The sequence below is a fragment of the Streptomyces sp. BL1 genome (assembly GCF_057628045.1).
The window spans coordinates 5,968,516-5,992,379 of sequence record NZ_JBXYWZ010000002.1 but is presented as its reverse complement, the minus strand read 5'-3'; the positions used below and the strand labels follow the sequence as shown (position 1 = coordinate 5,992,379).

The following is a 23,864-nucleotide window of genomic DNA, read 5'->3' as shown; positions in this document are numbered from 1 at the left end:
CCCGCCGCACCGCCCGCCGTACGCGGGGACGCACCGGAGCCGGCGGTCTCCGGACAGCGGACCCGGCAAAGGAACCGCAAAGGGCAGCCACTCGTTACTCCCGTCATGACCGCGATGACTCCTGGCTCCAACCTTCCCCTGACCGCGGCCCGCGTGGCGGTGGAGGTCACTGCTCCGACCCGGCTTGACGTCTCGGGCCTGCTGCTCGGTGAGAACGGCAAGGTGCGCTCCGACGACGACTTCGTCTTCTACAACCAGCCGGCGGGCCCGGGCGTGACACACAGCAGCGGCGCCGCCGACACCATCACGGTGGACACCGCCGCGGTGCCCGCCGATGTGGACAAGGTCGTCGTCACGGCCAGCCTCGACGCCCCCGGCGCGACCTTCTCCGGCACGGAGCCGACGGCCACCGTCCGCGACCCGCAGTCCAACGCCGTCATCGCCAGCTTCACCCCGCCCCAACTGGGCGCGGAGAGCGCCCTGGTGATCGTGGAGATCTACCGCAGGGGCGGCGCGTGGAAGGTCCGCGCCGTCGGCCAGGGCTATGCGAACGGACTGGGCGGCATCGCCTCGGACTTCGGCGTGAGCGTCGAGGAGCCCGCGGCGCCGGCGGCACCGGCAGCCCCGCAGACCCCCGCGGCCCCGACGCCGCCGCCCGCGCCGCAGGCGCCCAGCCCGCAGGCTCCCGCGGCCCCGGCTCCTCCGCAGGCACCGCAGCCGCCCCAGCCCGCCGCTCCGGCGGCCCCGGCGACTCCCGCCGCCCCCGCTCCCCCGGCCGCGCCCGGGCCGCCCGCCCCGGGCGCCGGGAAGATCAACCTGGACAAGGGCCGGGTCGATCTGAAGAAGAACCAGACGGTGTCCCTCACCAAGGGCGGCAAGCCGGTCCTCACCTCGGTCCGGATGGGCCTCGGCTGGGAGCCCGTCTTCCGCGCCGGCCGCCGCGCCAAGGACATCGACCTGGACGCGTCCGTCATCGCGTACGACGCCAACCGCAAGAAGGTCGACGCCTGTTACTTCGGCAAGCTCGCCATCCTGCGCGGCGTCATCCAGCACTCCGGGGACAACCTCACGGGTGAGGGCGCGGGCGACGACGAGGCCATCACCGTCCACCTGGGCGACATCCCGCCGGAGGTCACGGGCCTGGTCTTCACGGTGAACTCGTTCTCCGGGCAGAAGTTCACCGACGTCGCCAAGGCCTACTGCCGGCTCCTCGACGGCGCCGGCGCCGAGCTGGTCCGCTTCGACCTGACCAACGCCGAGGCGCGTACGGGCGTGCTCATGTGCAAGCTGATCCGCCAGTTCTCCGGCGAGTGGGAGATGACGGCCCTCGGCGAGTACGTCGACTCCCGTACCGTCCGCGGCATGGTCAAGCCGGCGGCCGCAGCCCTGTAGCCGTTCCCCCGCCCGCCCCGTGACCTGCGCGCCGACCCTCGTGTCCGGCGCGGCGAAACGGGGCGGGCTGCCACACTGGGGACATGTCGAAGAGCATCTACCACGGCGCGGCGACGGTCATCAGCGCCGGCATCGAGATCCCCGTCGAGGCCGCTCTGTACACGCATCCGCCGGACCCCCAGTACCTCTGGGGCGGCACCATCCGGTCCGTGGAGCCCGGCAAGTATCTGTGGGCGGAGCTGGAGGGCGACGTCGCCACGATCCGGCTGCCCGACGGACGCCAGGGCCGGGTGCTGGTGAGAGGTTCGGGCTTCGGCCCGGTCGAGATCTCCGGCGAGGGCCCCCAGCCCGCATAGCCGCGCCCCGTCCGCCGGGACTCCGGCGGACGTCTCTCCCCGCACAGCCACCACTGAGGACGCTCCCGCATGCCCGGCACCCCCAGGGCCAGAAGAACGCTGCTCCGGCTCGCCGGTCTCGGCACGCTCGGCGCGGCAGCCGGCCTCATACCGGCTGCCCGCAGCAGGAGCGGGGGCTCCGGCCCCTCTCCCGCACCGGGCGACGGCGCCCAACACACCACGTACCGGCCGGAGTTCCACCTCTCCGTGCCGGAGGAGTGGATGAACGACCCGCAGCGCCCGCTGTACCGCGACGGAAGATATCTGCACTACTACCTCTACAACGGCGACTACCGCGGCGGCGGCGACGGCACCGAGTGGCGGCTGGCCACCACCGATGACGGCGTCGCCTTCCACGACGAGGGCGTGGCCGTCCCGAAGTTCACCAACGGCAACGGGGACGTCTGGTCCGGTTCCGCCGTCGTCGACACGCACGGCACGGCGGGCTTCGGCGAGGGCGCCGTCGTCGCTCTCGTCACCCAACAGGACCACCGGCAGAAGAACGCGGAGCACAGGCAGGCCCAGTTCCTCTGGCACTCCCCGGACGGCGGCCGCACCTTCCGCCCGCACGGCGACGGGCCGGTGCTGCCCAACCCGGGCGCCGCGGACTTCCGCGACCCGAAGGTCGTACGGGACGAGGAGCGCGGCCGCTGGGTGATGCTGCTCGCCGAGGGCGGGAAAATCGGCCTCTACGTCTCGGAGAACCTCCGCGACTGGCGTTACGCGAGCGGCTTCGTCCAGCACGGCATCGGACTGCTGGAGTGCCCCGACCTGTTCCCGCTGCGCGCCTCGGACGGCAGGACGCGCTGGGTGCTGGGCGCCGGCGCCAACGGCAAGGCGGCGGGCCTGCCGCACACGTACGCGTACTGGACCGGCGACTTCGACGGCGAGACGTTCCACCCGGACGACGGCACACCGCAGTGGCTGGACCACGGCTTCGACTGGTATGCGGCGGTGACGTGGCAGAAGCACGCCGAGGACGGCGCCGTGGACCCCGAAGTGCGCTGGGCACAGGGCTGGATGAACAACTGGGACTACCCGGACGCCACGCCCACCACCGGGGCCGACGGGTTCAACGGCACACTGTCCGTCGTCCGCGAAGTGGCCCTGCAGCGGCGCCAGTCCGGCGAATACGCGCTGCTGTCCCGCCCCGTCCCGGCCCTCGACGCGCATGCCTCCCGGACCCGCCGGCTCGGCAGCCTCGACGTCGACGGCGCACGCGACCTGCCCTTCAGCGGTCAGGCATACGACTTGCGGACGGAACTCACCTGGGACGAGGGCGTCACCAACGCCGGGTTGCGGCTGCGGACTTCGGACGACGGGGCACGGCACCTCGACGTGGGCGTGCACGGCGACTACGCGTACGTGAACCGGACGGACACCGAGAGCCCGGCAGGCAAGGCGGGCGCGGCGGAGAAGAAGGACGCCCTGGAGAGCAGAACGCCCGTGGACCCGGCGCCCCGGCGCGTGCGGCTCCGCGTGCTGGTGGACCGCACGTCCGTCGAGCTCTTCGTGGACGACGGCCGTTTCACGCACACCCACGCGGTCTTCCCCGAGCCCGGGGACACCGGTGTCACGCTGTTCTCGGAGGGCGGCCGCGCACACTTCGGGGACGTCGAGATCCGCAGCTTCGGCACGTGACGTCCGGGCATGAAGAAGGCCCCGCCGACGGGGGAGCAGCGGGGCCTAAACCCCAGTCTGGCAGAGAGCGCGCGGCGGCATGGCCACCTTGCATTAATCTCCGATGAGAACTTCCGTGCCCGCCGCCGGTGTCCCCGACTCCCCGTACGAACCTACTGGTCGAGCGCGTACGAGCCGAAGGCAGGGCGCCCCTCGGGCCGGTACACATGCAGGGCGACACCCGTGCTCGACGTCTTCGACTCGGTGAGCTGCATCGCCGTCGGCGGGGTGCCCTCCTCGAAGAGCCGCTTTCCCTTGCCGAGCACCACGGGATAGACGAGAAGCCGGTATTCGTCGATGAGTTCGTGCTGCGTCAGCGTCTGCGCGAGGGCGCCGCTGCCGTGGACCTGCAGCTCGCGGCCCGGCTTCCGCTTCAGCTCGGCGACCTCTTCGGCGATGTCGCCGCTGAGCAGCGTGGTGTTGTGCCAGCCGACACTGCCGAGAGTGCGCGAGGCGACGTACTTCGGGAGCGAGTTGAGCCGCTTGGCGACGACCGGGTCCTCCTCGTCGGAGACATACGGCCAGTGGGAGGCGAAGTTCTCGTACGTCTTCCGGCCGAGCAGGAAGCCGTCCGCCCGCCCGAAGTAGTCGGAGATCCAGCCCCACAGGGACTCGTCGCCGTACGGCACCACCCAGCCGCCGACGTCGAAGCCGCCCGAGGTGTCCTCTTCGGGGCCCCCGGGACCCTGGACCGCCCCGTCCAGCGAGACGAACTGAGTCAGCGTGAGCTCCGCCATGGCTTCCCCCTAAGGGTCAGCGGGACCGCTTCCCGTGCGGCACCGTACAGAGAGATGACCGCCGGACTCACCAGAACTCATCGGCCCCCGCGAAATCCCCATCAGGGGCGCGGAGACCCGCACTTCAGGGGCGCGGGGAACTCCGCATCAGGGGCGCGGGGAACTGCGCAAACCCCAGCGCGAACCGCAGCCGCCGCACCCCACCGGAGCACACGGAACACGCGGCACCCCCGCGGAGCGCCTAGCAGACGCCGTCGCCGGGCTTCGGGTTGCCGAGCCCGAACAGGGGCCGCAGCCGCAGCCCCGCCCACGTCCCGAGCAGCGCCACCGCACCCCAGATCCAGCCGTGCAGGCTGCCGGAGGCGATACCGGCGAGGTACGCGCCGATGTTGCAGCCGCCGGCGAGCCGCGCGCCGATGCCCATCAGGATGCCGCCGAGCACGGCGGCGACGGCGGTGCGCCACGGGATGCCGCGGTGCAGGGTCCAGACCCCGCCGGCCGCTGCGGCGACGGCCGCGCCGAGCATGATGCCGATGTCGGTGAGGCTGGTCTTGTCGGCGAGGACGGGACCCGACAGCTGCGCCGCGTTCTCCGGCTGCTGCCAGAAGGCCCAGGTCTCCGGCGAACCGCCCAGCGCACCCACGAGCTTGGACCCCCACAGCGCGAACGCGCTGGTGACACCCCAGGCTCCGCCGGACACCAGCAGCACGCCGGCGCCGAGCACGGCCAGTACGAGCGCGCCGGCGGCGAGCGGCCAGGAGCCGCGCAGAATCCGCGCGGCCGAACTGCGCGCGGACGGCGGGACGCCGACCGGCGGCGGATTGCGGCGCGCCTGTACGCGACGGGCCACCACGTACACGAGCGCGAGCAGCGCGACGGTCACGGCCCAGGAGCCGAACCAGCCGACGTGGTCGGCGAGTACGACCGGCTGGAGGGCGGGCAGGTCGCTCCACAGCCCGAACTGCCAGGCGGCCAGCGTGGATCCGACGATGAAGCCGCCGAGCGTCAGCACGATGGTGCTCTGTCCGGACCCGACGGCGAACAGCGTGCCGGACGCGCAGGCGCCGCCGAGCTGCATCCCGATGGCGAAGAGGAACGCGCCGACCAGCAGCGCCACACCGAGCGGGCCCGCGCTCGGCGCGGGCGCCGAGCCGAACAGGCCGGTGCCGGTGCCGATCACGAGCGCGAACAGGGTGGCGGTCGTGCCGAGCAGCAGCGTGTGGGCGCGCAGCCCGGTGCCGTTGCCGACGGCGATCAACTGCCGCCAGGCGGACGTGAAGCCGAAGCGCGAGTGGAACAGCGCGACGCCGAGGCCGATACCGAGCAGCAGCAGAATGCCGGGCTTCGCGCCGTGCGCGGACCACACGTACGCGGTGAGCGCGGCGCCCAGTACGCCGGCAACGGCGAGCGGGATCCGGCGCACCGCGGGCAGCGGCGCGGGTTCGGGTGCGGGAGTGCTGGTCGGCGAGGGGCCGAGCAGTGCCCTGCGGGACGGGCTCTGCGGGACGTCAGGGGCCTCGGCGGTCCCTGCGGCGGGAGGAGCGGTGGTCACGGTGGTCTCCGTACCGGAAGCGGGGAGTGGTTCGGACGGGAGGCGCCGCCGGACCGTGCCGGGGCCGTCGGCCCGTGGCCGCGTGTCCCCTCGCGGGGTGCGGTACGGGCGGGGCCGGAAAGAGCGGACGGCGCGCGCCGAGGGGCTGCCTCAGCGGCTACAGAGCGCGTCGTCGACGCTCCACGCGGTGGCCGCGAAGAGCGTGAGCGCGAGCTGGCGTGCTGGTCCGAACATGCGTGCCACGGTAGGTCAACGCCGGGACCATACGGCACCCCGTATCACTTCTTGAGATGCGATCCCCCCGGAAATGAGACACCCCGGCCGCGTGACAGCCCGGGGACGGGCCCGTACGCGGCCTCCGTCAGGGCATGCGGGGTCTGGACCGGGGTGGCGGCGCGCGCGTAGGTTGCCGCGCGAGACGCCCACTCCCGTACGGAGGCCCGCCGTTGAGCGCCGAGTCCGTTCCCGGGGGCGCCGCAGAGGCCGCGCCCGCCGTCCGTACCGAGCGGAAGGGGCCGGTCAGCACCGTCGTACTGGCCCGGCCCGCGGCCCGGAACGCCGTCGACGGGCCGACCGCCGCCGCGCTCGCGGACGCCTTCCGCGCGTTCGAGGAGGACCCGGAGGCGCGGGTCGCCGTGCTGTGGGGCGAGGGCGGCACGTTCTGCGCGGGCGCCGATCTCAAAGCCATCGGCACGGACCGCGGCAACACCGTGGCGGAGGACGGCGACGGGCCGATGGGCCCGAGCCGGATGCGGCTGTCGAAGCCCGTGATCGCGGCGGTCGCGGGGCACGCCGTCGCGGGCGGCCTCGAACTCGCCCTCTGGTGCGATCTGCGGGTCGCGGAGGAGACCGCCGTGTTCGGGGTGTTCTGCCGCCGCTGGGGCGTTCCGCTGATCGACGGCGGCACCGTACGGCTGCCCCGGCTCATCGGCGCGAGCCGCGCCACCGACATGATCCTCACCGGCCGCCCGGTCCGCGCGGGCGAGGCGTACGACATGGGGCTGGCCAACCGCCTCGTGCCGCCGGGCCGCGCACGGGAGGAGGCCGAGGCCCTGGCCGCGGACCTCGCCGGCTTCCCGCAGACGTGCCTGCGCGGCGATCTGGCGTCCCTGCGCGACCAGGAGGGGCTCCCCGAGGCGGAGGCGATGGCACGCGAACTCCGGTACGGGCAGGCCTCGTTGGCGGAGTCCGTCGAAGGAGCGGCCCGCTTCGCGGCGGGCGAGGGCCGGCACGGCGACTTCGGCCGGCGCTGACCGGGTCACCGCCGAGTCCGCGCCGACGAGTCCGCGCCGACAGGTCCGCGACGCCGCGCCGACGGCCCGCGCACACGGTCGTACGACTTCGGACTAATCGCCAATTCCCGGCACGGACCTGGGAGTTCGCGAGATCGTCCCGTAACAGCGCGGTGATCCACACCTATTGACTCGGCAACAGGCGGCCATGAGAGTTGCCGCTTACCTGCCGATGTGTGTACGCCGCACCCGACACCGGAGGCGCCCGTGTGCGACCTGCATGACCACAATGAACACACCCATGAGGCAACGGCGGCGAGCGGGATGAGCCGCCGTCAGATCATGCAGATGCTGGGCGCGGCAGGTGTGGCCGCCACCGCGGCGACCGCGGCGGGTGCCGACCCGGCGGTGGCCGCGGCCGCCGCCGAACCGGCCGGCAAGGAGGCCGGCGAGGGCTACCGGCCGCCGGAGGGCGTGGCGAAGGACTCCCCCGCCAAGTCCTCGGCGCTGGACTGGATCCGGCAGCAGGAGCGGTCCATCACCGGTCTGAACGACGAGATCTGGGAGAACGCCGAGCTAAGCCTGAAGGAGTGGAACTCCTCCCTCGCGCAGGCCGCGTTCCTGGAGAAGGCCGGATTCGAGGTCGAGTTCGGCACGGCCGGCTTCCCCACCGCGTTCACCGCGACGTTCACCCAGGGCAGCGGCGGCCCGGTGCTCGGCTTCAGCGGCGAGTACGACGCGCTGCCGGGCCTGTCGCAGAAGAAGGGCGTGGGCCGGCACGATCCGCTGGTGTACGAGCACGACCCGTTCCACCCCGGCTACGGCCCCGGGCACGGCTGCGGGCACGCGGCGCTCGGCACCGCCGCTGCCGCCGCCGCGTCCGCCGTCGCCCAGGCGGCGAAGCGCCACAAGCTGGACGTCACCGTGAAGTTCTTCGGCTCGACCGCCGAGGAACAGCTGATCGGCAAGACGTACGCGGTGAGCAAGGGCGTGTACGACGGGCTCGACGCGTTCCTCGACTGGCACCCCTCCACGGGCAACGCGACCGGCTGGGAGACCAGCAACGCGATGACCGCGATCACCTTCACCTTCCTCGGCGTCGCGGGCCACGGCGGCACCCCGCTCGGCAACAAGAGCGCGGGCGACGCTGCCGTGATGATGGCGACGATGTCGGAGTTCCTCCGCGAGGAGAGCATGGCGCCGTCCGCGCGCCTGCACTGGGTGATCAGCAACGGCGGCGACATCCCCAACGTCACCCCGGAGATCTCGCAGATCGCCTACTACGTGCGGGACGGCAGCCCGGAGCGGGTGAACTCCCTGCTGGAGAAGGTCATCGCGGTGTCCGAGGCCGCCGCCAAGGCGAGCCGCACCACGGTCTCCCACAAGATCACCTCGGCCTGCTGGAACCAGCTGCCGTCGAAGGCCTTCGCCGAGCTGATGTACGACAACATGCGGCAGATCGGCCCGCCCGAGTACACCGACGAGGCGCAGCAGCTCGCCAAGGAGCTGCAGGCGTCGCTGGGCCTGCCGGAAAAGGGCCTGCAGAAGGACATCAAGAAGCTCGCCCCACCCAACCCGCTGTTCCTGGGCGGCGGTTCGACCGACGTCGCGGACATCAGCTGGCAGGTCCCGACCGTCTCCATGGGCGCGGCGCTGGCCCCCGTGGGCACGAAGATGCACACCTGGTCCACGGCCGCCTGCACCGCCGCGGCGCCCGGCCACGCGGCACTGCTGGCGGCGGCGAAGTACCTGGCGGCCACGGCACTCGACCTGGTGACGCAGCCGGAGCGGCTGAAGGCCCTCAAGGACGAGTTCGAGGAGCGGCGCAAGGGCGTCGACTGGAAGACGGCGCTCCCCGAGGGCTACGAGCCGCCGATGTACGAGCCGCCGGCCTGGTTCCTGAAGAAGACCGGTCAGAAGTGGCCGCCGGAGAACATCACCTGGCCGCCGGAGAAGGTGATCAGCCGGGAGAAGTTCTCCTCGCTCGGCCCGGAGCTGGAACCGCAGAAGTAACCGGCCCGCCGGACGTACGACCGGTCGTCCGGCCCCTGGACCGGGCCCCGCGGCGGCGCGCGGACGCCGCGGGGCCCCACCCACGTACGTGCGGGCGCTGTCATGCGCCGCGCCTCATGTCGCGGCGCATCGGGTAGACATGACGCATGATCACTCGCCGTGGGGCCGCGCGTCCCGTCCTCGTCGCCCTGACCGCCGCCACCGCGCTCGGGGCACTCGGAGCCGTCCCGGCAGCGGCGGCCGCACCGGCGTCCGTACGCGCGCCGGAACACCCGTACGGGGAACGGCCGTTGCCCTCCCTCGCCGGGCTCTCCGCCGAACGCGTCGAGCTGGCGGACAAGGTCGCCGCGGCCAAGTGGGGCACGGGCAAGGCCATCGACGACCCGGAGCGGGAGCGGGCGCTGCTGCGGGACGTGGCGGAGAAGGCGGCGCGCCAGGGCATCGTCCCCGAGGAGGCGACCGCGGTCTTCCGCGACCAGATCGAGGCCAACAAGGTGGTGCAGCGCGGCCTTTTCGCCCGCTGGGACCGGCACCCCGCCGAACGCCCCCGTGAACGGCCCGACCTGGCGCGGGACGTCCGGCCCGCACTCGACCGGATCACGGACCGGCTGCTGACGGACCTGCGCCGCTCCGACGCCGTACGCCACAGCCCCTCCTGCCCGCCCCGGCTGGCCGGCGCCACGATGCGCACCACGGTCGAGCACCACTTCGACGCCCTGCACGGCGCGGGCCTGACCCGCGCCGTGCGCTCCGTCTGCTGAAGGGCCGCGGACAAGGGGCGCGGGGAACGGCGCAAACAAGGGACGCGGGGAACTGCGCGGATAAGGGGCGCGGGGAACTGCGCAAACCACAGCGCAACCGCAGCCCCCGCACAATCGGCACCCCCGCGGGGGAGGCTAGCGCCGCCACGGCCCCGTAATGGCGAACATGATCCCGGGCGTCTGGATATTCGCGAACAGCGTCGAGCCGTCCGCGGAAAAGCACACGCCCGTGAACTCGCTGTACGACGGCTCCGCCGCACTGCCGATATTCAGCTGATTCCGCGCCAGCGGATACGTCGTACCGTCCTCCGTCGCGCCGAACAGGTGCTGCAGCCCCTCCCCGTCCTCGGCCAGGATCAGCCCGCCGTGCGGGGAGACGGTGATGTTGTCGGGGCCGTCGAGGGTGTCCGGCTTGTTCGGGTCCTTGTTGACGCCGAGCAGCACCTTGAGGGTGAGGGTGCGGTGCCGGGGGTCGTAGAACCACACCTGGCCGTCGTGCGGGGTGCCGGGGCTCTCGCCCTCGTGCGCGTAGGAGGACACGACGTACGCGCCGCCGTCCGCCCACCACATGCCCTCCAGCTTGCGGCCCCGGGTCACCTCGCCGGCGCCGAACTGCTCCCGGATGTCCTTCTGTTGGGCGTCGCGCTCCGGTACGTCCACCCAGTCGACGCCGTACACGGTGCCCGGCCGGTCCGCCCGCGCCAGGTCGTCGACGAACTTCCCCGCGGAGTCGGAGCACTTCATGGCCTGCAGCACGCCCGCTTCCGCGTCGAGCGTGCGCAGCTTGCCGCGCCCGTGGGTGAAGCCGGACGGCGGAGTCCAGCGGAAGAACAGGCCGTTGGGCGTGGAGGCGTCCTCCGTCAGGAAGAGGTGCCCGCGCTTCGTGTCGACCACCACGGCCTCGTGGTCGAACCGGCCGAGCGCCTTGAGGGGCTTCGGCCCGCGGTTGGCACGCCGGTCGTGCGGGTCGACCTCGAACACGTAGCCGTGGTCCTTGGTCATGCCGTTCTCGCCGGCCTTGTCGGTGTTCTCCTCACAGGTCAGCCACGTGCCCCAAGGGGTCGCGCCGCCCGCGCAGTTGGTGGAGGTCCCGGCGATGCCGACCCACTCCGTGACGTGTTCCCCGTCCTTGCCCGCGAGCTCCACGACGGTGCAGCCGCCGGACGCGGCCGGGTCGTACACGAGGCCCTCGGTGAGCGGCACGGGGAAGTCCCAGTCGGCGCGCGGGCCCTTCAGCTCGTGGTTGTTGACGAGCAGCGTCGTGCCGCGCGGCCCGGCGAACGCGGCGGTGCCGTCGTGGTTCGACGGCGTGTCCTCGCCCGACTCCAGCCGGGTCTTCCCGCTGTACGTGAGGACCCGGTACGTGAATCCCTCCGGCAGCGCGAGCAGTCCCTCCGGGTCGGGCACGAGCGGCCCGTACCCGGGTCCGGCCGCGGGCTGTCCCGCCTCGGCGCGGGACAGCCCGCCCGGCGCGGAGGCCAGCACCCCGGCACTCCCGACCAGGGCGACACCGGCCCCGGCGACGGCGGAACGTCTGGCGAAGTCTCTACGGCTGAGCGAACTGTGCGAGGACGGCATGTGCACTCCTGGATGTCCGAATCTTCCGGCACCCGCCACCCTCACCCCCCACAAAGAACCCCCGCTGAACACCACCCGAAAACAAGCCCCTTCATAAAGGGGCGCGGGGAACGGCGCAAACCACAGCGCAACCGCACCCACCCACCCCGCACGGGGCCCGGGGTGCCCCCGGTTTCGGGAAGGGGCGGGACCGGGGCAACCCACCCCGCCCCGAAGGGCCGGAACACACGAGGGCCCGGCGCCACGAGCCGGAACTCACAACGCCGGGCCCAAGCCGGCACCCCCACAAGGGGCTGACGCGTCAGCGCGACCGCGCCTTGAAGGCCGCCTTACGAGCCTCCTTCGCCGCATCCTTGTCGGGATGCACGCGCCCCATCGCCTCCAGCACCTCACCCGTCGCCGGGTGCTCCGCCTTCCACGCCTTCTCGAAGAATCCCGCGTGCTGCCCGACCAGCCCCTCGACCAGTCCCTGCAGTTCCTCGATCTCGCCGGCCGTGCCGAGATGCGCCGCGATCGTGTCGATGGTCAGCCAGAAGACCATCTCCTCGTCGGGCTGCGGCACATCCCCCGCACCCCGCTCGGCGAGCCACACCCGCGCGAGCCCGCCCAGCTCACGGTCGTCGAGGACGGACCGCAGCGCGGGTTCCGCGTCGCCGCCGGCGACGGCGAGCGCCTGCTGGCAGGCGAGCCGCCGCATCGGCGCGGCCTCGTCCGTACCGCGCGCGGCGGCCAGCAGCTCGCGGGCCGCGTCGACGGTCGTCCGCCCGTCGAGCCAACCCTCCACCTCCGCCTGCGCGTTGACCTCGGAGTAGGAGGGCAGCGCGGCGAGCAGCCGGTCCGCGCCGGCGTCGGCGAGGTCCCCGACGCGGGGCGCTTCGACTCCCGCGTCGGCCATCCGTACGCGCACGCCGTGCAGGCCGAGAGGGGTGAGCCGCACCATCCCGTACCGGCTGATGTCCTCTTCCTCGCCCTCGGGCATCTCGGGCAGCCCCGCTGCCTCCGCGTCGTCGACGTCGACCATCAACGCCTCGTCCACGGGCCGGTATTCGATGAGCCCCGTGGGCTCCAGCACGCGGAACATCTCGTCCAGCCGCATCAGCACGGACGACACCTGCTCCAGCACCTCGGCGTCGGGCTGTTCCATCTCGTCCGGCACGACCATGGACGCGGCGAGCATCGGCAGCGGCACGAGCTCCTCGTTGCCGACGGCGCCGTCCGTCACGGACAGCAGGTAGAGGTTGCCGAGCGCGCCGTCGAGGAACTCCGACTCCTGCTCCGGGTCCCACTCGAGCGCGTCCAGGTCGATGGAGTCGGGGTCGAGCTGCCCGTCCTCGCCGACGGCGCCCTCGAGGTCGCCGAGCAGCTGGTCGAAGCTGGGCGTGGCGGCGTCCATGAAGACGGTCTCCAGGCCCTCCTGCCAGAGGGCGAGGACCTCTTCGGGGCTGCCGGTGAGCCGCTCCAGCTCCTCGCCCGCTGTGGCGGTGCCGACCGGTTCGTCGGTGCCGGGGCCCAGCGCCGGGTCGGCGGCGTCGGCCCGCGCGGCGGCCTCCTCGTCCTCCTCGACCTCCAGCAGGCCGGTTTCGACGGCGAGGTTCCAGGCTTCGGCGGCGTACACGGGCCCGTCCTCGTCGGCGCCGAGGCCGAGCTGGGTGACGGCCTCCTTCAGCTGCTCCTCGAGCAGTTCGCCGCCGGCGCCGACGGGAACGCCCCCGCCGTCGCCGGTACCCGCCCAGCGCGCCAGCCTCGCGGCCCGCGTGAACAGCGGTGCCGCGAGCGCGTCCCGGGCCAGTTCGGCATCGGAGGGCAGCCGTACGGGCGGCATGGTGGGACGGTCGTCTCCGGACATCTGCGCGGTCATCTCCTACGGGTCCTACGGTGTGCTGGACGGTGCCAGGCCCCAGCGTAGACGTGATGTGTACGGCGCTGCCCGAATCGTGCACGCGGCACGGACCCCGCTGCCGCACCGTCGCGGCACCGCTTCTCGGGCACTACTGCATCACTGTCGCGGCGCGCCGTCCAACTTGCCGCGCCATTCCGCAACTTGCTTGACAGGCGCCGTTTGCCCGCCATGCTTGACGCGCGTAGAGACTGCCCACGCTCATGGAGAATCCCGGCATCACCGTTCGCCACCGTTGTCCCGCTGTCACTCAGCCCTCGGAGGGTCCGTTGTCGTCTCGTCTCGCCCGTACCGGCGCGCTCACCGTCGCCGCGCTCTGCTCCACGCTGCTGCTCGTCCCGGCCGTGTCGTCGGCGGCGCCCGCCGGTGATGACGTGCGGATCCACGACATCCAGTCCGCCACGAGAACCTCGCCCTTCGCGGGCGAGAAGGTCACCGGCGTACCCGGCGTCGTCACCGCGATACGCGGCTTCGGCTCGGCACGCGGCTTCTGGATCCAGGACCCCTCACCGGACGGCGACTCGTCGACCAGTGAGGGGATTTTCGTGTTCACCGGCAAGCAGACGCCGGCCGTGGCCGTCGGCGACGCGGTCAAGGTGTCCGGCTCCGTCACCGAGTACTACCCGGGCGGCAAGGAGACGGGCGTCCAGTCGGTGACCGAACTGACCGGCGCCACCTGGACGGTGGAGGCGAAGAACCGCCCGCTGCCCCGCGCCGTCCCCCTCACGGAGGACAGCGTCCCGGAGGCGTACGCGCCGGAGGCCGGCGGCGGCAGCATCGAGGGCAAGCGGCTGCGGCCCTCCGCCTACGCGCTGGACCGGTACGAATCGCTGGAGGGCATGCGCACCTCCGTGCGGGACACGGGTGTCACGGGCGCCACCAAGTACGACGAGCTGTGGGTGACCACGGACCCGTCGCAGCACCCCACACCGCGCGGCGGCACGCTCTACGGCGCGTACGCGCACCAGAACGGCGCCCGGATGAAGGTGTCCTCCCTCATCCCGTCCGCGGAGCGGCCCTTCCCGAAGGCGGACGTCGGCGACGAGCTGCGCGGCACCACCGAAGGCCCGCTGGACTACGACCAGTTCGGCGGCTACGCGATCCGCGCCACCCGCCTCGGCGAGCTGCGGGACAACGAGCTGCCGCGCGAGAAGACCCGCACAGCGCACCGCGGCGAACTCTCCGTCGCCACGTACAACGTGGAGAACCTCTCCCCGAAGACCGAGCCCGCGAAGTACACACGGCTCGCCGAGGCCCTGGTGCACAATCTCGCCTCGCCGGACATCGTGGCCGTCGAGGAGGTCCAGGACGACAGCGGCCCCACGGACGACGGCACGGTCGCCGCGGGCGGCACCCTGAAGAAGCTCACCGACGCCGTCTCCGCGGCGGGCGGCCCCTCGTACGAGTGGCGTCAGATCGACCCCGCCGACAAGGCGGACGGCGGCCAGCCCGGCGGCAACATCCGCGTCGCGTTCCTCTTCAACCCGAAGCGGGTGTCCTTCGCCGACCGGCCGGGCGGCGACGCGACGACGCCCGTCTCCGTCCGCAAGGTGCACGGGAAGCCGTCCCTGTCCGCCAACCCGGGCCGCGTCGCCCCGCAGGACCCGGCGTGGGAGGCCAGCCGCAAGCCCCTCGCGGGCGAGTTCCGCTTCCGCGGCCGCCCGGTGTTCGTCCTCGCCAACCACTTCAGCTCGAAGGGCGGCGGCGACCTGGACGGCGACCAGCCGATGGAGGGCCGCTACCAGCCGCCCGCCCGGCACTCCGAACCGCAGCGCATCGAACAGGCGAAGCTGGTCAACTCCTTCGTCCGCGACATCCGTTCGGTGGACCCGCGTGCCGCGGTCGTCGCGGCCGGGGACTTCAACGACTTCCCCTTCTCCCCCGCCCTCGACGCGCTCCGCTCCGGCAACGCACTCACCAGTCCGATGAACCAGCTGCCGCCGGCCGAGCGCTACGGCTACGTTTTCAACGGCAACTCGCAGACCCTGGACCACATTCTCACCAGCCCCGGGACGGGCCGGGTGGACTACGACATCGTGCACATCAACGCCGAGTTCCACGACCAGTCCAGCGACCACGACCCCTCAGTAATCCGCACCCCCCTCCCCTGACCCGCGGCCACAGCCCTGGAGGAACGCTCCATGTCCGAACTGCCGCCGCGTGACGGCCCGTACCGTGCGCGGCTGACCGTGCGCAGCTCCGATCTCGACACGAACGGGCACGTCCGCGGTGCGGCGTATCTGGAGTACGCGGATCACGCCCGCTGGGAGTGCGCGCGCGAGGCGGGGGTGCGGTTCGACGAGCTGGCCGCGGCGGAGCTGGGCCCGGTGAATCTGGAGACCACCGTGCGCTTCCACCGCGAGCTGCGAGGCGGCGAAGTGGTCGAGATCTCCAGCGAGTTCGGCTACGGAACGGGCAAGACCAGCCGGGTGGTGCAGGAGCTGCGGCGCGCTTCCGACGGCGAGCTCGTCGCCACGGTCGAGAGCGTCTGCGGCATGCTCGACCTGCACCACCGCCGCCTGGTCCCCGACCCGGCGGCGGTCTGGCGCAAGTTCGCCACGACACCGGAACTGCTGGGCGTGCCCGCGGCTACCGGGACGCCCCCGGAAAACCGGGAGCCTGCGGAGTCCCGGGAGCCTGCGGGCCCCGGTGAGCCGGCGGCGGTCCGAAACCCTCCGGAGCCGGCGGAGGGCTGAACTCCCCAGCGTCCGGGGCCCGTTCGCTGCCGCCCCGGTCCGCGTCGTCGTCCCCCGTCAGGTCCCGTACGAGCAGCGCGGCGCCCGCCACCGCGCCCGGCATCAGCAGCACGGCGACCGGCGGGACGAGGAAGAGCAGCGCCAGGGGCGCCCCGAAGCCGAGCGCCAGGGACTTGCGGCGGCGCAGCATCCGCAGCCGTTCCCGTACGGGGATGCCGCGCCGCTGCAGGGCGACGGAGGTGAGCTCCAGCGCGAGGAAGAAGCCGGAGACGCACAGGCTGAGCACGGGGATCACGGTCTGTCCGACGACCGGCAGGAAGCCCAGCACGAACAGCGGCACGGCGAACAGCATCGCCCGCCACAGCACGAACAGGCTGTCCCGCACCGAGTTCCACAGCTCCCGCAACAGCGGCAGGTCAGGACCGTCGGGGCAGCCGCCCTCGGACTTCTCGACCTCTTCGGAGAGCTTCTCGTAGAAGGGGTCGCCGACGAGCAGCGTGACCGCCGCGAAGCTGATCACCGCGAGGGACAGCACCCCGGCCCACAGCAGCGCCACGAAGGCGACGCCGAACGTCGTCTCCCACCCCGGGGACCAGCCCCAGCCCCCGGCCAGCGAACCGCCCCAGCCGGCGAGGTCCGGGGTGAAGAAGCCGAGCGTGCCGAGCGCCCCCGCGTACAGGACGAGCGTCACGAGCGCCGGCAGCAGCCCGAAGAGGAACCACCGTCCGTGCCCGAGCACCCAGCTCTGCCCACGCCCCAAGTACCGCACACCCGCCGCAAGATCACGCATGCCCGCAAGCCTAGGGCGTGCGGGCATGTGCGCGGCACCGGCAAGCGCCCTCACCGGCGCGGCCGTTGCTCAGTTGTTGCCGTACGGGGAGCGAGCAAGCCACAGCGGGCCCGCTCCCCGTACCGGAGACGTCAGTCGTTCACGCAGGTGTTGCCGAAGGCGGGATTGAGGAGACCGACGATGTCGATGCTGTTGCCGCACACGTTGACCGGCACATGCACCGGGACCTGGATTACGTTGCCGGAAATGACGCCGGGCGAGTTCTGAGCTGCGCCGCTGGCGCCGGAGTCGGCAGAGGCGGCACCGGCGGCGCCAAGGACTGCGGCGACGGCGAAAGCGCCGGCGGCGAGAGTGGTACGAACACGCATGAGGTGCTCCTTCACGTCAGAGGTGAACGCAGAAGGAGTGCTCTCCGCCCCAGCCCCGGAAACCTCCGTGAGCTGCGAAAACGGACAGTCCACCCGACCGGGTGGCGTCGGGGTGCGAGGGCGCGCGGGGTGCGCTCGGCCGAGGCGCCTCCGGGCCGTGCGGGAGCGGCCGACGGCACCTGACAACGACGACGGCCGGCAGCCGACCCGCGGGGTCGAGCTGCCGGCCGGCGTCATGCACCCACGTCGGGCTGACGCAACGTCAGTTGTTGCTGTGCAGCGCGTCGTTGAGGCCGCCCCAGGAGCCGGTGCGCTGGAGGACCTCGACGGTGCCGGTGGTGGAGTTGCGGCGGAAGAGCAGGTTGTTCGCGCCGCTCAGGTCGACCGCCTTGGCGATCTGGCCGTCGGGCAGCGTGACCCGGGTGCCGGCGGTGACGTACAGGCCCGCCTCGACGATGCAGTCGTCGCCGAGCGAGATGCCGAGGCCGGCCTCGGCGCCGAGCAGGCAGCGCTCGCCGATGGAGACGATCTGCTTGCCGCCGCCGGACAGCGTGCCCATGATCGACGCGCCGCCGCCGATGTCGGAGCCGTCGCCGACGACGACGCCCGCGCTGATCCGGCCCTCGACCATGGAGGTGCCGAGCGTCCCGGCGTTGAAGTTGACGAAGCCCTCGTGCATCACGGTGGTGCCCTCGGCGAGGTGCGCGCCGAGCCGCACCCGGTCCGCGTCACCGACGCGTACGCCCTTGGGCACGACGTAGTCGGTCATGCGCGGGAACTTGTCGACGCTGGTGACGTTCAGCTGCCGGCCCGCGGCACGCGCGGCGAGCCGCACCTGCTCCACCGAGTCGACGGGCACCGGGCCGAGCGTCGTCCAGGCGACGTTCGCCAGGAACGCGAACTGGCCCTCCAGGTTCACGCCGTGCGGCTTGACCAGCCGGTGGCTGAGCAGGTGCAGGCGCAGGTACACGTCGTGCGCGTCCAGCGGCTTGTCGTCGAGGGACGCGATGACCGTCCGCACGGCCACGGTCTCGACGCCGCGCACCGTGTCTTTCCCGAGGGCCTGCGGCGCGTTGCCGCCCAGCAGGTCGGCGGCGCGGTCGGCGGTGAGCCGCTCGCTGCCGGCCGGACCCGGCTCCGCGACGAGCTCGGGAGCGGGGAACCAGGTGTCGAGAACGGTGCCGTCGGCGGCGACGGTGGCGAGCCCGGCGGCGACGGCGCCGGTGGTACGGGTGCTGGATGCTTCGGTCATACGTCGAACGCTATCCGTACGGGCACCGCGAAGGCGAACCGGTCCCGGCCCGTGGAACACCCCGCGCCGCGGCCCGTGGTACGCCCCTCAGGCCTCGCCCGTCACCCGGGCCAGCGCGGCCCGCGTCCCCTCCCGGTCCAGGGGCCGCCCGGACAGCAGGATCTGCAGCGTGAGCCCGTCCACCGTGGCGGCGAGCGCCCGCGCCATCGCGTCGTCCCCGACCCGTTTGCGCAGCAGGGCCGTCAGCCCGTCGAGGCACTCGGCGGCGAGCGGCCGCAGCTCCTCGTGGTTCAGCGCGGCCAGATACAGCTCGTACTCCAGCTCGGCCCGCTTGCGGTCGCCGGACAGCGACTCCTCGACGAGCCGCAGCAGTTCGTCGGCGAGCGCGGCCCCGGGGTCGACGCTCTCCTCCCAGTGCGCGACCTCCGCCAGCCACGCCTCGCTGACCTGCCGCATGGCGACCTCCAACAGGTCGTCGCGGGAGGCGAAGTGATACGTCGTCGACCCCAGCGGCACATCGGCCTCGGCGGCCACCCGGCGGTGGCTCAGCCCGGAGATGCCGTCCCGGGCGATGATCCGGATCGCCGCGTCGACGATCCGCTGCCGCCTGTCGGGGTCATAGCGCCGCACGGCCATCAGTGCGTTCCGTCCATCAGTGGGCTCCGTCCAGATTCAGCACAACCACTCCCGCGATCACCAGCAGGACACCGATGATCTTCGCAGCCGTCACCGCCTCGCCGATGAACACCATCCCTATGCCCGCCACGGCCGCCGTGCCCACACCGGCCCAGATCGCGTACGCGGTCCCCACCGACATGGTCTTCAGCGTGTGCGCCAGCAGCGCGAACGCCACGACATAGCCCAGCACCGTACCCAGCGAGGGCCACAGCCTGCTGAAGCCGTCGCTGAACTTCATCGACGTGGTGGCCAGCACCTCCGCAAGAATCGCTCCCGCGAGCGTCACGTACACCATACGTACGAGCGTACACAACGTTGCGTACGGCCGTACATAGGCCGGAGGTCCCGAACAGAAAACGGCCCTGCCCACCGGCTCGCGCCGGCGGACAGGGCCGCTACAGAAAACCGCTCAGACGTTGAAGCCGAGCGCGCGCAGCTGCTCGCGCCCGTCATCGGTGATCTTGTCGGGGCCCCACGGCGGCATCCAGACCCAGTTGATCTTCAGCTCGTTGACGATGCCCTCGGTCGCCGACACGGCCTGGTCCTCGATGACGTCCGTCAGCGGACAGGCCGCCGAGGTCAGTGTCATGTCGATGGTCGCGACGTTGGACTCGTCGATGTGGACGCCGTAGATCAGGCCCAGATTGACGACGTCGATTCCCAGCTCGGGGTCGACGACGTCCATCAGTGCCTCACGGACCTCGTCCTCGCTCGCGGGCTTGGTGGTGGTCTCGGTATCGGTCATGCCGTCTTCTCCTTGGCCGCGTCCGCCGGCGCCTGGCCCAGCGCCTGCGCTGTGGCGTCCTTCCATGCCATCCAGCTCAGCAGAGCACACTTCACGCGCGCCGGGTACTTCGAGACGCCGGCGAAGGCGACCGCGTCCTGCAGTACCTCCTCCATGGCGTCGTCCGGCTCGATCTTGCCGCGCGACTGCATGAGTTCCAGGAAGGTGTCCTGGATCTGCCGGGCCTCGGACAGCTCCTTGCCGACCAGCAGCTCGTTCAGCACCGAGGCACTGGCCTGGCTGATGGAGCAGCCCTGTCCGTCGTACGAGACGTCCTTGACGGTGTCGCCCTCGTACTTCACCCGGAGCGTGATCTCGTCACCGCACGTGGGGTTGACGTGATGCACCTCGGCGTCGCCCTCGCGCAGGCCACGCCCCACCGGGTGTTTGTAGTGGTCCAGGATGACTTCCTGGTACATCGAATCCAGCTTCACGGAAAGCAGCCCCTACCCGAAGAAGTTCCGTACGTGCTCCAGACCCTCGGCGAGGGCGTCCACCTCGGCGGGCGTGGAGTACAGATAGAACGACGCTCGTGTGGTCGCAGGAATTCCGTACCGCAGGCAGACCGGCCGTGCGCAGTGGTGACCGACCCGGACGGCGATGCCCTGCTCGTCGAGGACCTGGCCCACATCGTGCGGGTGGATGTCGCCGAGCGTGAAGGAGATCACGGCGCCCCGCTCCTCGGCCGTGGTGGGGCCGATGAGCCGCAGGTCCGGAATCTCCTTGAGCTTCGCCACCGCGTACTCGGTGAGCGCGTGCTCGTGCGCCTGGATCTTGTCCATGCCGATGGCCGACAGATAGTCCACCGCCGCGCCGAGGCCGACGGCCTGCGCGATCGGCGGGGTGCCCGCCTCGAACTTGTGCGGTGCCGGCGCGTACGTCGAGGCGCTCATGGTGACCGTCTCGATCATCTCGCCGCCGCCGAGGAACGGCGGGAGGTCGTCCAGCAGTTCCTGCCGTCCCCACAGCACGCCGATGCCGGTCGGACCGCACATCTTGTGCCCGGTGAAGGCCACGAAGTCGGCCTGCAGCGCCTGGACGTCCAGCACCATGTGCGGGGCGGCCTGCGAGGCGTCGATGACGACGAGGGCCCCGACCTCCTGGGCACGCCGGATGATCTGCTCGACCGGGTTGACGGTGCCCATGATGTTGGAGACCAGCGTCAGGGAGACGACCTTGGTCTTCTCCGTGATGACCTGATCCACCGCCGACAGGTCCAGCCGGCCGTCGTCGGTGAGGCCGAACCACTTCAGCTCCGCGCCCGTGCGCTGCGAGAGCAGCTGCCACGGCACGATGTTGGAGTGGTGCTCCATCTCCGTGATGACGATCTCGGTGTCGCGCTCCACCCGGTACGGCTCGTCGGCCCAGCCGAGCATGTTGGCCACGAGGTTCAGCGACTCGGAGGCGTTCTTGGTGAACACCACCTCGTCCCGGCTCGGGGCGTTGATGAAGGCGGCGACCTTGTCGCGCGCGCCCTCGTACAGCGCCGTGGCCTCCTCGGCGAGGACGTGCACACCGCGGTGAACGTTGGCGTGGTGCCGCTCGTAGTAGTCGTTCAGCGCGTCGAGCACCTGGCGCGGCTTCTGCGAGGAGGCCGCGTTGTCCAGGTACACGAGCTTCTTGCCGTCGTGGACCGTGCGGTCCAGGATCGGGAAGTCCTTGCGGAGCGACTCACTCAGTAGTTGATCGGATCCAGCGAGCAGGCCCGGCAGTTGTGTCACGAGGCGGCGCCTCCCTTCACGTACTCCTCGTAGCCCTCTTCCTCGAGCTTGTCGGCCAGCTCGGGGCCGCCGGACTCGGCGACCCGGCCCTTGGCGAACACGTGCACGTGGTCGGGCTTGATGTAGCGCAGGATGCGCGTGTAGTGGGTGATCAGCAGGGTGCCGACGTCGCCGCCCTCGCGGACGCGGTTGACGCCCTCGGAGACCACGCGCAGGGCGTCGACGTCCAGGCCGGAGTCGGTCTCGTCGAGGATCGCGATCTTCGGCTTGAGGAGCTCCAGCTGGAGGATCTCGTGGCGCTTCTTCTCACCGCCGGAGAAGCCCTCGTTGACGTTGCGCTCGGCGAACTTCGGGTCGATGGAGAGCCGCTCCATGGCCTCCTTGACCTCCTTCACCCAGGTACGCAGCTTCGGGGCCTCGCCGCGGATCGCGGTCGCCGAGGTACGCAGGAAGTTGGAGACGGAGACGCCGGGCACCTCGACCGGGTACTGCATGGCGAGGAACACGCCGGCGCGGGCGCGCTCGTCCGGGGTCATCTCCAGGACGTCCTCGCCGTCCAGCTTCACCGAGCCGCCGGTGATCTGGTACTTCGGGTGACCGGCCAGCGAGTAGGCCAGCGTGGACTTGCCGGAGCCGTTCGGACCCATGATCGCGTGGGTCTCGCCCTGCTTCACGGTCAGGTCGACGCCGCGCAGGATCTCGGTGGGGCCGCCCTCGGTCTCGACGGAGACGTGCAGGTCGTTGATCTCAAGCGTTGCCATGGGGACTTCAGGACTCCTGGGTGACGGAGACGAGCACATCGTCCCCTTCGATCTTTACGGGGTATACGGGGACGGGCCGCGTGGCGGGCGGCCCCGAGGGCTTTCCGGTCCGCAGGTCGAAGCTGGAGCCGTGCAGCCAGCACTCGATCTGGCAGTCCTCCACCTCGCCCTCGGACAGCGAGACGTTGGCATGCGAGCAGATGTCGTTGATGGCGTACACCTGCCCCTCCGTACGGACGACGGAGACCGGCACGCCGTCGAGCTCCACCCGCTGCGGGGTGTCCTCCTCGAGGTCGCTCAGCGCCACGGCGCGCACGAAGTCTTTGCCGTCGGTCATGCTACGGACGCCTCCAGTTCGGCCTCGATCTTGCCGAGGAGCCGCTCCTGGACGTCCGGCAGACCGATCTGCTGGACGAGTTCGGCGAAGAAGCCGCGTACGACGAGCCGGCGGGCCTCCTGCTCCGGGATGCCCCGGGCCATCAGGTAGAACAGCTGCTCGTCGTCGAAGCGGCCGGTGGCCGAGGCGTGCCCGGCGCCCACGATCTCACCGGTCTCGATCTCCAGGTTGGGGACCGAGTCCACCCGCGCGCCGTCCGTGAGGACCAGGTTGCGGTTGAGCTCGTAGGTGTCGGTGCCGGTGGCGGCCGCCCGGATCAGCACGTCGCCGATCCACACCGCGTGCGCGTCCTGGCCCTGCTGCGCGCCCTTGTAGACCACGTTGGAACGGCAATTGGGCGTGTCGTGGTCGACGAAGAGCCGGTGCTCCTGGTGCTGGCCGTTGTCGGTGAAGTACAGGCCGTAGAACTCCGCCTCGCCGCCCGGGCCTGCGTACCGCACGCGCGGGCTGATGCGGACGACGTCGCCGCCGAAGGTGACGACGATGGACTTGAAGGTGGCGTCCCGGCCGACCAGCGTGTCGTGCTGCGAGACGTGCACCGCGTCGTCGTCCCAGTCCTGCACGGACACCACGGTGACCTTGGCGCCGTCGCCGACGTGGAATTCGACGTTCGCCGCGCGCACCGCGTCACCGGTGTGGTCGATGACGAAGACGACCTCGGCGAACGCGCCGACGTCGAAGACGGTGTGCCCGTAGGAGACGCCGCCGTCGCCGTGCAGGGTCACCCGCACCGGCTCGTCCAGCACGGCCTCCTTCGGCACGGAGATGACGGTGGCCTTCTCGAACGAGGAGTAGGCCTGCGCGGCGACGCGGTCGACCGGGACACCGGCCCGGCCGACCCGGGCGTCGTCACGCGTGACGGCCTCGACGGTGACCGCGTCGGGCGCGGACACCTCGGCCTTGAGCGAGCCGGACGCCTCGGCGGTGCCGTCGTGCAGACCCTTGAGCCGCTCCAGAGGAGTGAACCTCCACTCCTCCTCGCGGCCGTGCGGCACCGGGAAGTCCGCCACATCGAAGGACGGCGGTGCGCTCATCCGGGTGGCGACGGTGGACTCAGCTGCCACCGCGATCGATCCGGTGGTGTTCGAACCGACCGGAATGTTCTGAGCCTCAGCCATGGCTGTCGTTCTGCTCACTCTCTTGGGCAAGGGGTCAGGGGAAGCCGCTCCGCGCGGCGGAG

Annotated in this window: 23 protein-coding genes; 8 read left to right on the top strand and 15 right to left on the bottom strand. The window is 71.7% G+C overall.

Annotation, left to right across the window (positions count from 1 at the left end; genetic code table 11):
• Positions 1 to 114 precede the first annotated feature (114 nt).
• The 3 genes from AC3AGO_RS26295 to AC3AGO_RS26285 all read left to right on the top strand — a co-directional run bounded on the left by AC3AGO_RS26295 (position 115) and on the right by AC3AGO_RS26285 (position 3,428).
• Positions 115 to 1,392, top strand: coding sequence for a TerD family protein (locus AC3AGO_RS26295; protein WP_487824825.1), 1,278 nt, complete (start codon positions 115 to 117; stop codon positions 1,390 to 1,392).
• Between the two features lie 83 nt (positions 1,393 to 1,475).
• A complete protein-coding gene (locus tag AC3AGO_RS26290; RefSeq protein ID WP_487822708.1) occupies positions 1,476 to 1,748 on the top strand; it encodes a hypothetical protein in 273 nt (90 codons plus the stop codon).
• 69 nt (positions 1,749 to 1,817) lie between these two features.
• Entirely contained in the window at positions 1,818 to 3,428 is a 1,611-nt protein-coding gene (locus tag AC3AGO_RS26285) for a glycoside hydrolase family 32 protein (protein WP_487822707.1), read from the top strand.
• Positions 3,429 to 3,580: 152 nt separating this feature from the next.
• On the opposite strand, the gene AC3AGO_RS26280 is transcribed toward AC3AGO_RS26285, so the two are convergent.
• On the bottom strand, positions 3,581 to 4,204 hold the full coding sequence (locus AC3AGO_RS26280; RefSeq protein ID WP_487822706.1) for a dihydrofolate reductase family protein: 624 nt from the start codon (positions 4,202 to 4,204) through the stop codon (positions 3,581 to 3,583).
• Between the two features lie 241 nt (positions 4,205 to 4,445).
• Positions 4,446 to 5,756: a YeeE/YedE family protein gene (locus AC3AGO_RS26275; protein WP_487822705.1), complete on the bottom strand. Its 1,311-nt coding sequence runs from the start codon at positions 5,754 to 5,756 to the stop codon at positions 4,446 to 4,448.
• A 446-nt stretch (positions 5,757 to 6,202) separates the two neighbouring features.
• On the opposite strand from AC3AGO_RS26275, the gene AC3AGO_RS26270 reads away from it, so the two are divergent.
• The 3 genes from AC3AGO_RS26270 to AC3AGO_RS26260 all read left to right on the top strand — a co-directional run bounded on the left by AC3AGO_RS26270 (position 6,203) and on the right by AC3AGO_RS26260 (position 9,762).
• The gene (locus AC3AGO_RS26270) at positions 6,203 to 7,009 is read left to right on the top strand and encodes a crotonase/enoyl-CoA hydratase family protein (RefSeq protein ID WP_487822704.1); all 807 of its coding nucleotides are present in this window, start codon (positions 6,203 to 6,205) and stop codon (positions 7,007 to 7,009) included.
• A gap of 303 nt (positions 7,010 to 7,312) precedes the next feature.
• Positions 7,313 to 9,001, top strand: a complete 1,689-nt coding sequence (locus AC3AGO_RS26265) for an amidohydrolase (protein WP_487822703.1) — start codon at positions 7,313 to 7,315, stop codon at positions 8,999 to 9,001.
• Between the two features lie 146 nt (positions 9,002 to 9,147).
• Positions 9,148 to 9,762 carry a chorismate mutase gene (locus AC3AGO_RS26260; protein WP_487822702.1) on the top strand — a complete coding sequence of 205 codons (615 nt, stop codon included), beginning with the start codon at positions 9,148 to 9,150 and terminating at the stop codon, positions 9,760 to 9,762.
• Positions 9,763 to 9,897: 135 nt separating this feature from the next.
• On the opposite strand, the gene AC3AGO_RS26255 is transcribed toward AC3AGO_RS26260, so the two are convergent.
• On the bottom strand, positions 9,898 to 11,340 hold the full coding sequence (locus AC3AGO_RS26255; RefSeq protein WP_487822701.1) for an alkaline phosphatase PhoX: 1,443 nt from the start codon (positions 11,338 to 11,340) through the stop codon (positions 9,898 to 9,900).
• 301 nt (positions 11,341 to 11,641) lie between these two features.
• Entirely contained in the window at positions 11,642 to 13,198 is a 1,557-nt protein-coding gene (locus AC3AGO_RS26250; protein ID WP_487822700.1) for a hypothetical protein, read from the bottom strand.
• Positions 13,199 to 13,440: 242 nt separating this feature from the next.
• Between AC3AGO_RS26250 and AC3AGO_RS26245 the strand changes: the two genes are divergently transcribed.
• Together AC3AGO_RS26245 and AC3AGO_RS26240 are read left to right on the top strand one after the other, a co-directional pair.
• A complete protein-coding gene (locus tag AC3AGO_RS26245; RefSeq protein WP_487822699.1) occupies positions 13,441 to 15,348 on the top strand; it encodes an endonuclease/exonuclease/phosphatase family protein in 1,908 nt (635 codons plus the stop codon).
• Between the two features lie 30 nt (positions 15,349 to 15,378).
• Positions 15,379 to 15,933, top strand: a complete 555-nt coding sequence (locus AC3AGO_RS26240) for an acyl-CoA thioesterase (protein WP_487822698.1) — start codon at positions 15,379 to 15,381, stop codon at positions 15,931 to 15,933.
• Here AC3AGO_RS26240 and AC3AGO_RS26235 read toward each other — a convergent pair.
• The 11 genes from AC3AGO_RS26235 to sufD all read right to left on the bottom strand — a co-directional run bounded on the left by AC3AGO_RS26235 (position 15,827) and on the right by sufD (position 23,802).
• Positions 15,827 to 16,723, bottom strand: a complete 897-nt coding sequence (locus AC3AGO_RS26235) for an EI24 domain-containing protein (RefSeq protein WP_487822697.1) — start codon at positions 16,721 to 16,723, stop codon at positions 15,827 to 15,829. The genes AC3AGO_RS26240 and AC3AGO_RS26235 overlap by 107 nt on opposite strands.
• A 131-nt stretch (positions 16,724 to 16,854) precedes the next feature.
• A complete protein-coding gene (locus AC3AGO_RS26230) occupies positions 16,855 to 17,091 on the bottom strand; it encodes a chaplin (RefSeq protein WP_487822696.1) in 237 nt (78 codons plus the stop codon).
• Positions 17,092 to 17,353: 262 nt separating this feature from the next.
• Complete coding sequence (gene dapD, locus AC3AGO_RS26225) at positions 17,354 to 18,343, bottom strand: 2,3,4,5-tetrahydropyridine-2,6-dicarboxylate N-succinyltransferase (RefSeq protein WP_487822695.1); 990 nt, start codon at positions 18,341 to 18,343, stop codon at positions 17,354 to 17,356.
• Between the two features lie 87 nt (positions 18,344 to 18,430).
• Positions 18,431 to 18,979 carry a TetR/AcrR family transcriptional regulator gene (locus AC3AGO_RS26220; protein WP_487822694.1) on the bottom strand — a complete coding sequence of 183 codons (549 nt, stop codon included), beginning with the start codon at positions 18,977 to 18,979 and terminating at the stop codon, positions 18,431 to 18,433.
• Between the two features lie 16 nt (positions 18,980 to 18,995).
• Complete coding sequence (locus tag AC3AGO_RS26215) at positions 18,996 to 19,316, bottom strand: DMT family transporter (protein WP_487822693.1); 321 nt, start codon at positions 19,314 to 19,316, stop codon at positions 18,996 to 18,998.
• Positions 19,317 to 19,430: 114 nt separating this feature from the next.
• Positions 19,431 to 19,766 (bottom strand): metal-sulfur cluster assembly factor, encoded by a 336-nt coding sequence (locus AC3AGO_RS26210; RefSeq protein ID WP_487822692.1) that lies wholly within the window; start codon positions 19,764 to 19,766, stop codon positions 19,431 to 19,433.
• Positions 19,763 to 20,239: a Fe-S cluster assembly sulfur transfer protein SufU gene (gene sufU, locus AC3AGO_RS26205; protein ID WP_487822691.1), complete on the bottom strand. Its 477-nt coding sequence runs from the start codon at positions 20,237 to 20,239 to the stop codon at positions 19,763 to 19,765. Before sufU ends, AC3AGO_RS26210 begins: the two co-directional genes overlap by 4 nt.
• Positions 20,240 to 20,251: 12 nt before the next feature.
• Positions 20,252 to 21,526, bottom strand: coding sequence for a cysteine desulfurase (locus AC3AGO_RS26200; RefSeq protein ID WP_487822690.1), 1,275 nt, complete (start codon positions 21,524 to 21,526; stop codon positions 20,252 to 20,254).
• A complete protein-coding gene (gene sufC / locus AC3AGO_RS26195) occupies positions 21,523 to 22,287 on the bottom strand; it encodes a Fe-S cluster assembly ATPase SufC (protein ID WP_487822689.1) in 765 nt (254 codons plus the stop codon). The genes AC3AGO_RS26200 and sufC overlap by 4 nt, the downstream gene beginning before the upstream one ends.
• Positions 22,288 to 22,294: 7 nt before the next feature.
• A complete protein-coding gene (locus tag AC3AGO_RS26190) occupies positions 22,295 to 22,624 on the bottom strand; it encodes a non-heme iron oxygenase ferredoxin subunit (protein ID WP_487822688.1) in 330 nt (109 codons plus the stop codon).
• Positions 22,621 to 23,802 (bottom strand): Fe-S cluster assembly protein SufD, encoded by a 1,182-nt coding sequence (sufD, locus tag AC3AGO_RS26185; protein WP_487822687.1) that lies wholly within the window; start codon positions 23,800 to 23,802, stop codon positions 22,621 to 22,623. The genes AC3AGO_RS26190 and sufD overlap by 4 nt, the downstream gene beginning before the upstream one ends.
• Positions 23,803 to 23,864 lie beyond the last annotated feature (62 nt).

What these genes read in the sequence shown, in the direction of transcription:
- AC3AGO_RS26230 (WP_487822696.1), bottom strand. Translation starts at nt 17,091, where the DNA reads ATGCGTGTTCGTACCACTCTCGCCGCCGGCGCTTTCGCCGTCGCCGCA.
- AC3AGO_RS26250 (WP_487822700.1), bottom strand. Translation starts at nt 13,198, where the DNA reads ATGACCGCGCAGATGTCCGGAGACGACCGTCCCACCATGCCGCCCGTA.
- AC3AGO_RS26240 (WP_487822698.1), top strand. Translation starts at nt 15,379, where the DNA reads ATGTCCGAACTGCCGCCGCGTGACGGCCCGTACCGTGCGCGGCTGACC.
- AC3AGO_RS26280 (WP_487822706.1), bottom strand. Translation starts at nt 4,204, where the DNA reads ATGGCGGAGCTCACGCTGACTCAGTTCGTCTCGCTGGACGGGGCGGTC.
- AC3AGO_RS26290 (WP_487822708.1), top strand. Translation starts at nt 1,476, where the DNA reads ATGTCGAAGAGCATCTACCACGGCGCGGCGACGGTCATCAGCGCCGGC.
- sufC (WP_487822689.1), bottom strand. Translation starts at nt 22,287, where the DNA reads ATGGCAACGCTTGAGATCAACGACCTGCACGTCTCCGTCGAGACCGAG.
- AC3AGO_RS26265 (WP_487822703.1), top strand. Translation starts at nt 7,313, where the DNA reads ATGAGCCGCCGTCAGATCATGCAGATGCTGGGCGCGGCAGGTGTGGCC.
- AC3AGO_RS26215 (WP_487822693.1), bottom strand. Translation starts at nt 19,316, where the DNA reads ATGGTGTACGTGACGCTCGCGGGAGCGATTCTTGCGGAGGTGCTGGCC.
- AC3AGO_RS26210 (WP_487822692.1), bottom strand. Translation starts at nt 19,766, where the DNA reads ATGACCGATACCGAGACCACCACCAAGCCCGCGAGCGAGGACGAGGTC.
- AC3AGO_RS26260 (WP_487822702.1), top strand. Translation starts at nt 9,148, where the DNA reads ATGATCACTCGCCGTGGGGCCGCGCGTCCCGTCCTCGTCGCCCTGACC.
- sufD (WP_487822687.1), bottom strand. Translation starts at nt 23,802, where the DNA reads ATGGCTGAGGCTCAGAACATTCCGGTCGGTTCGAACACCACCGGATCG.
- AC3AGO_RS26220 (WP_487822694.1), bottom strand. Translation starts at nt 18,979, where the DNA reads ATGGCCGTGCGGCGCTATGACCCCGACAGGCGGCAGCGGATCGTCGAC.
- AC3AGO_RS26255 (WP_487822701.1), bottom strand. Translation starts at nt 11,340, where the DNA reads ATGCCGTCCTCGCACAGTTCGCTCAGCCGTAGAGACTTCGCCAGACGT.
- AC3AGO_RS26190 (WP_487822688.1), bottom strand. Translation starts at nt 22,624, where the DNA reads ATGACCGACGGCAAAGACTTCGTGCGCGCCGTGGCGCTGAGCGACCTC.
- dapD (WP_487822695.1), bottom strand. Translation starts at nt 18,343, where the DNA reads ATGACCGAAGCATCCAGCACCCGTACCACCGGCGCCGTCGCCGCCGGG.
- AC3AGO_RS26285 (WP_487822707.1), top strand. Translation starts at nt 1,818, where the DNA reads ATGCCCGGCACCCCCAGGGCCAGAAGAACGCTGCTCCGGCTCGCCGGT.
- AC3AGO_RS26245 (WP_487822699.1), top strand. Translation starts at nt 13,441, where the DNA reads ATGGAGAATCCCGGCATCACCGTTCGCCACCGTTGTCCCGCTGTCACT.
- AC3AGO_RS26235 (WP_487822697.1), bottom strand. Translation starts at nt 16,723, where the DNA reads ATGCGTGATCTTGCGGCGGGTGTGCGGTACTTGGGGCGTGGGCAGAGC.
- AC3AGO_RS26295 (WP_487824825.1), top strand. Translation starts at nt 115, where the DNA reads ATGACTCCTGGCTCCAACCTTCCCCTGACCGCGGCCCGCGTGGCGGTG.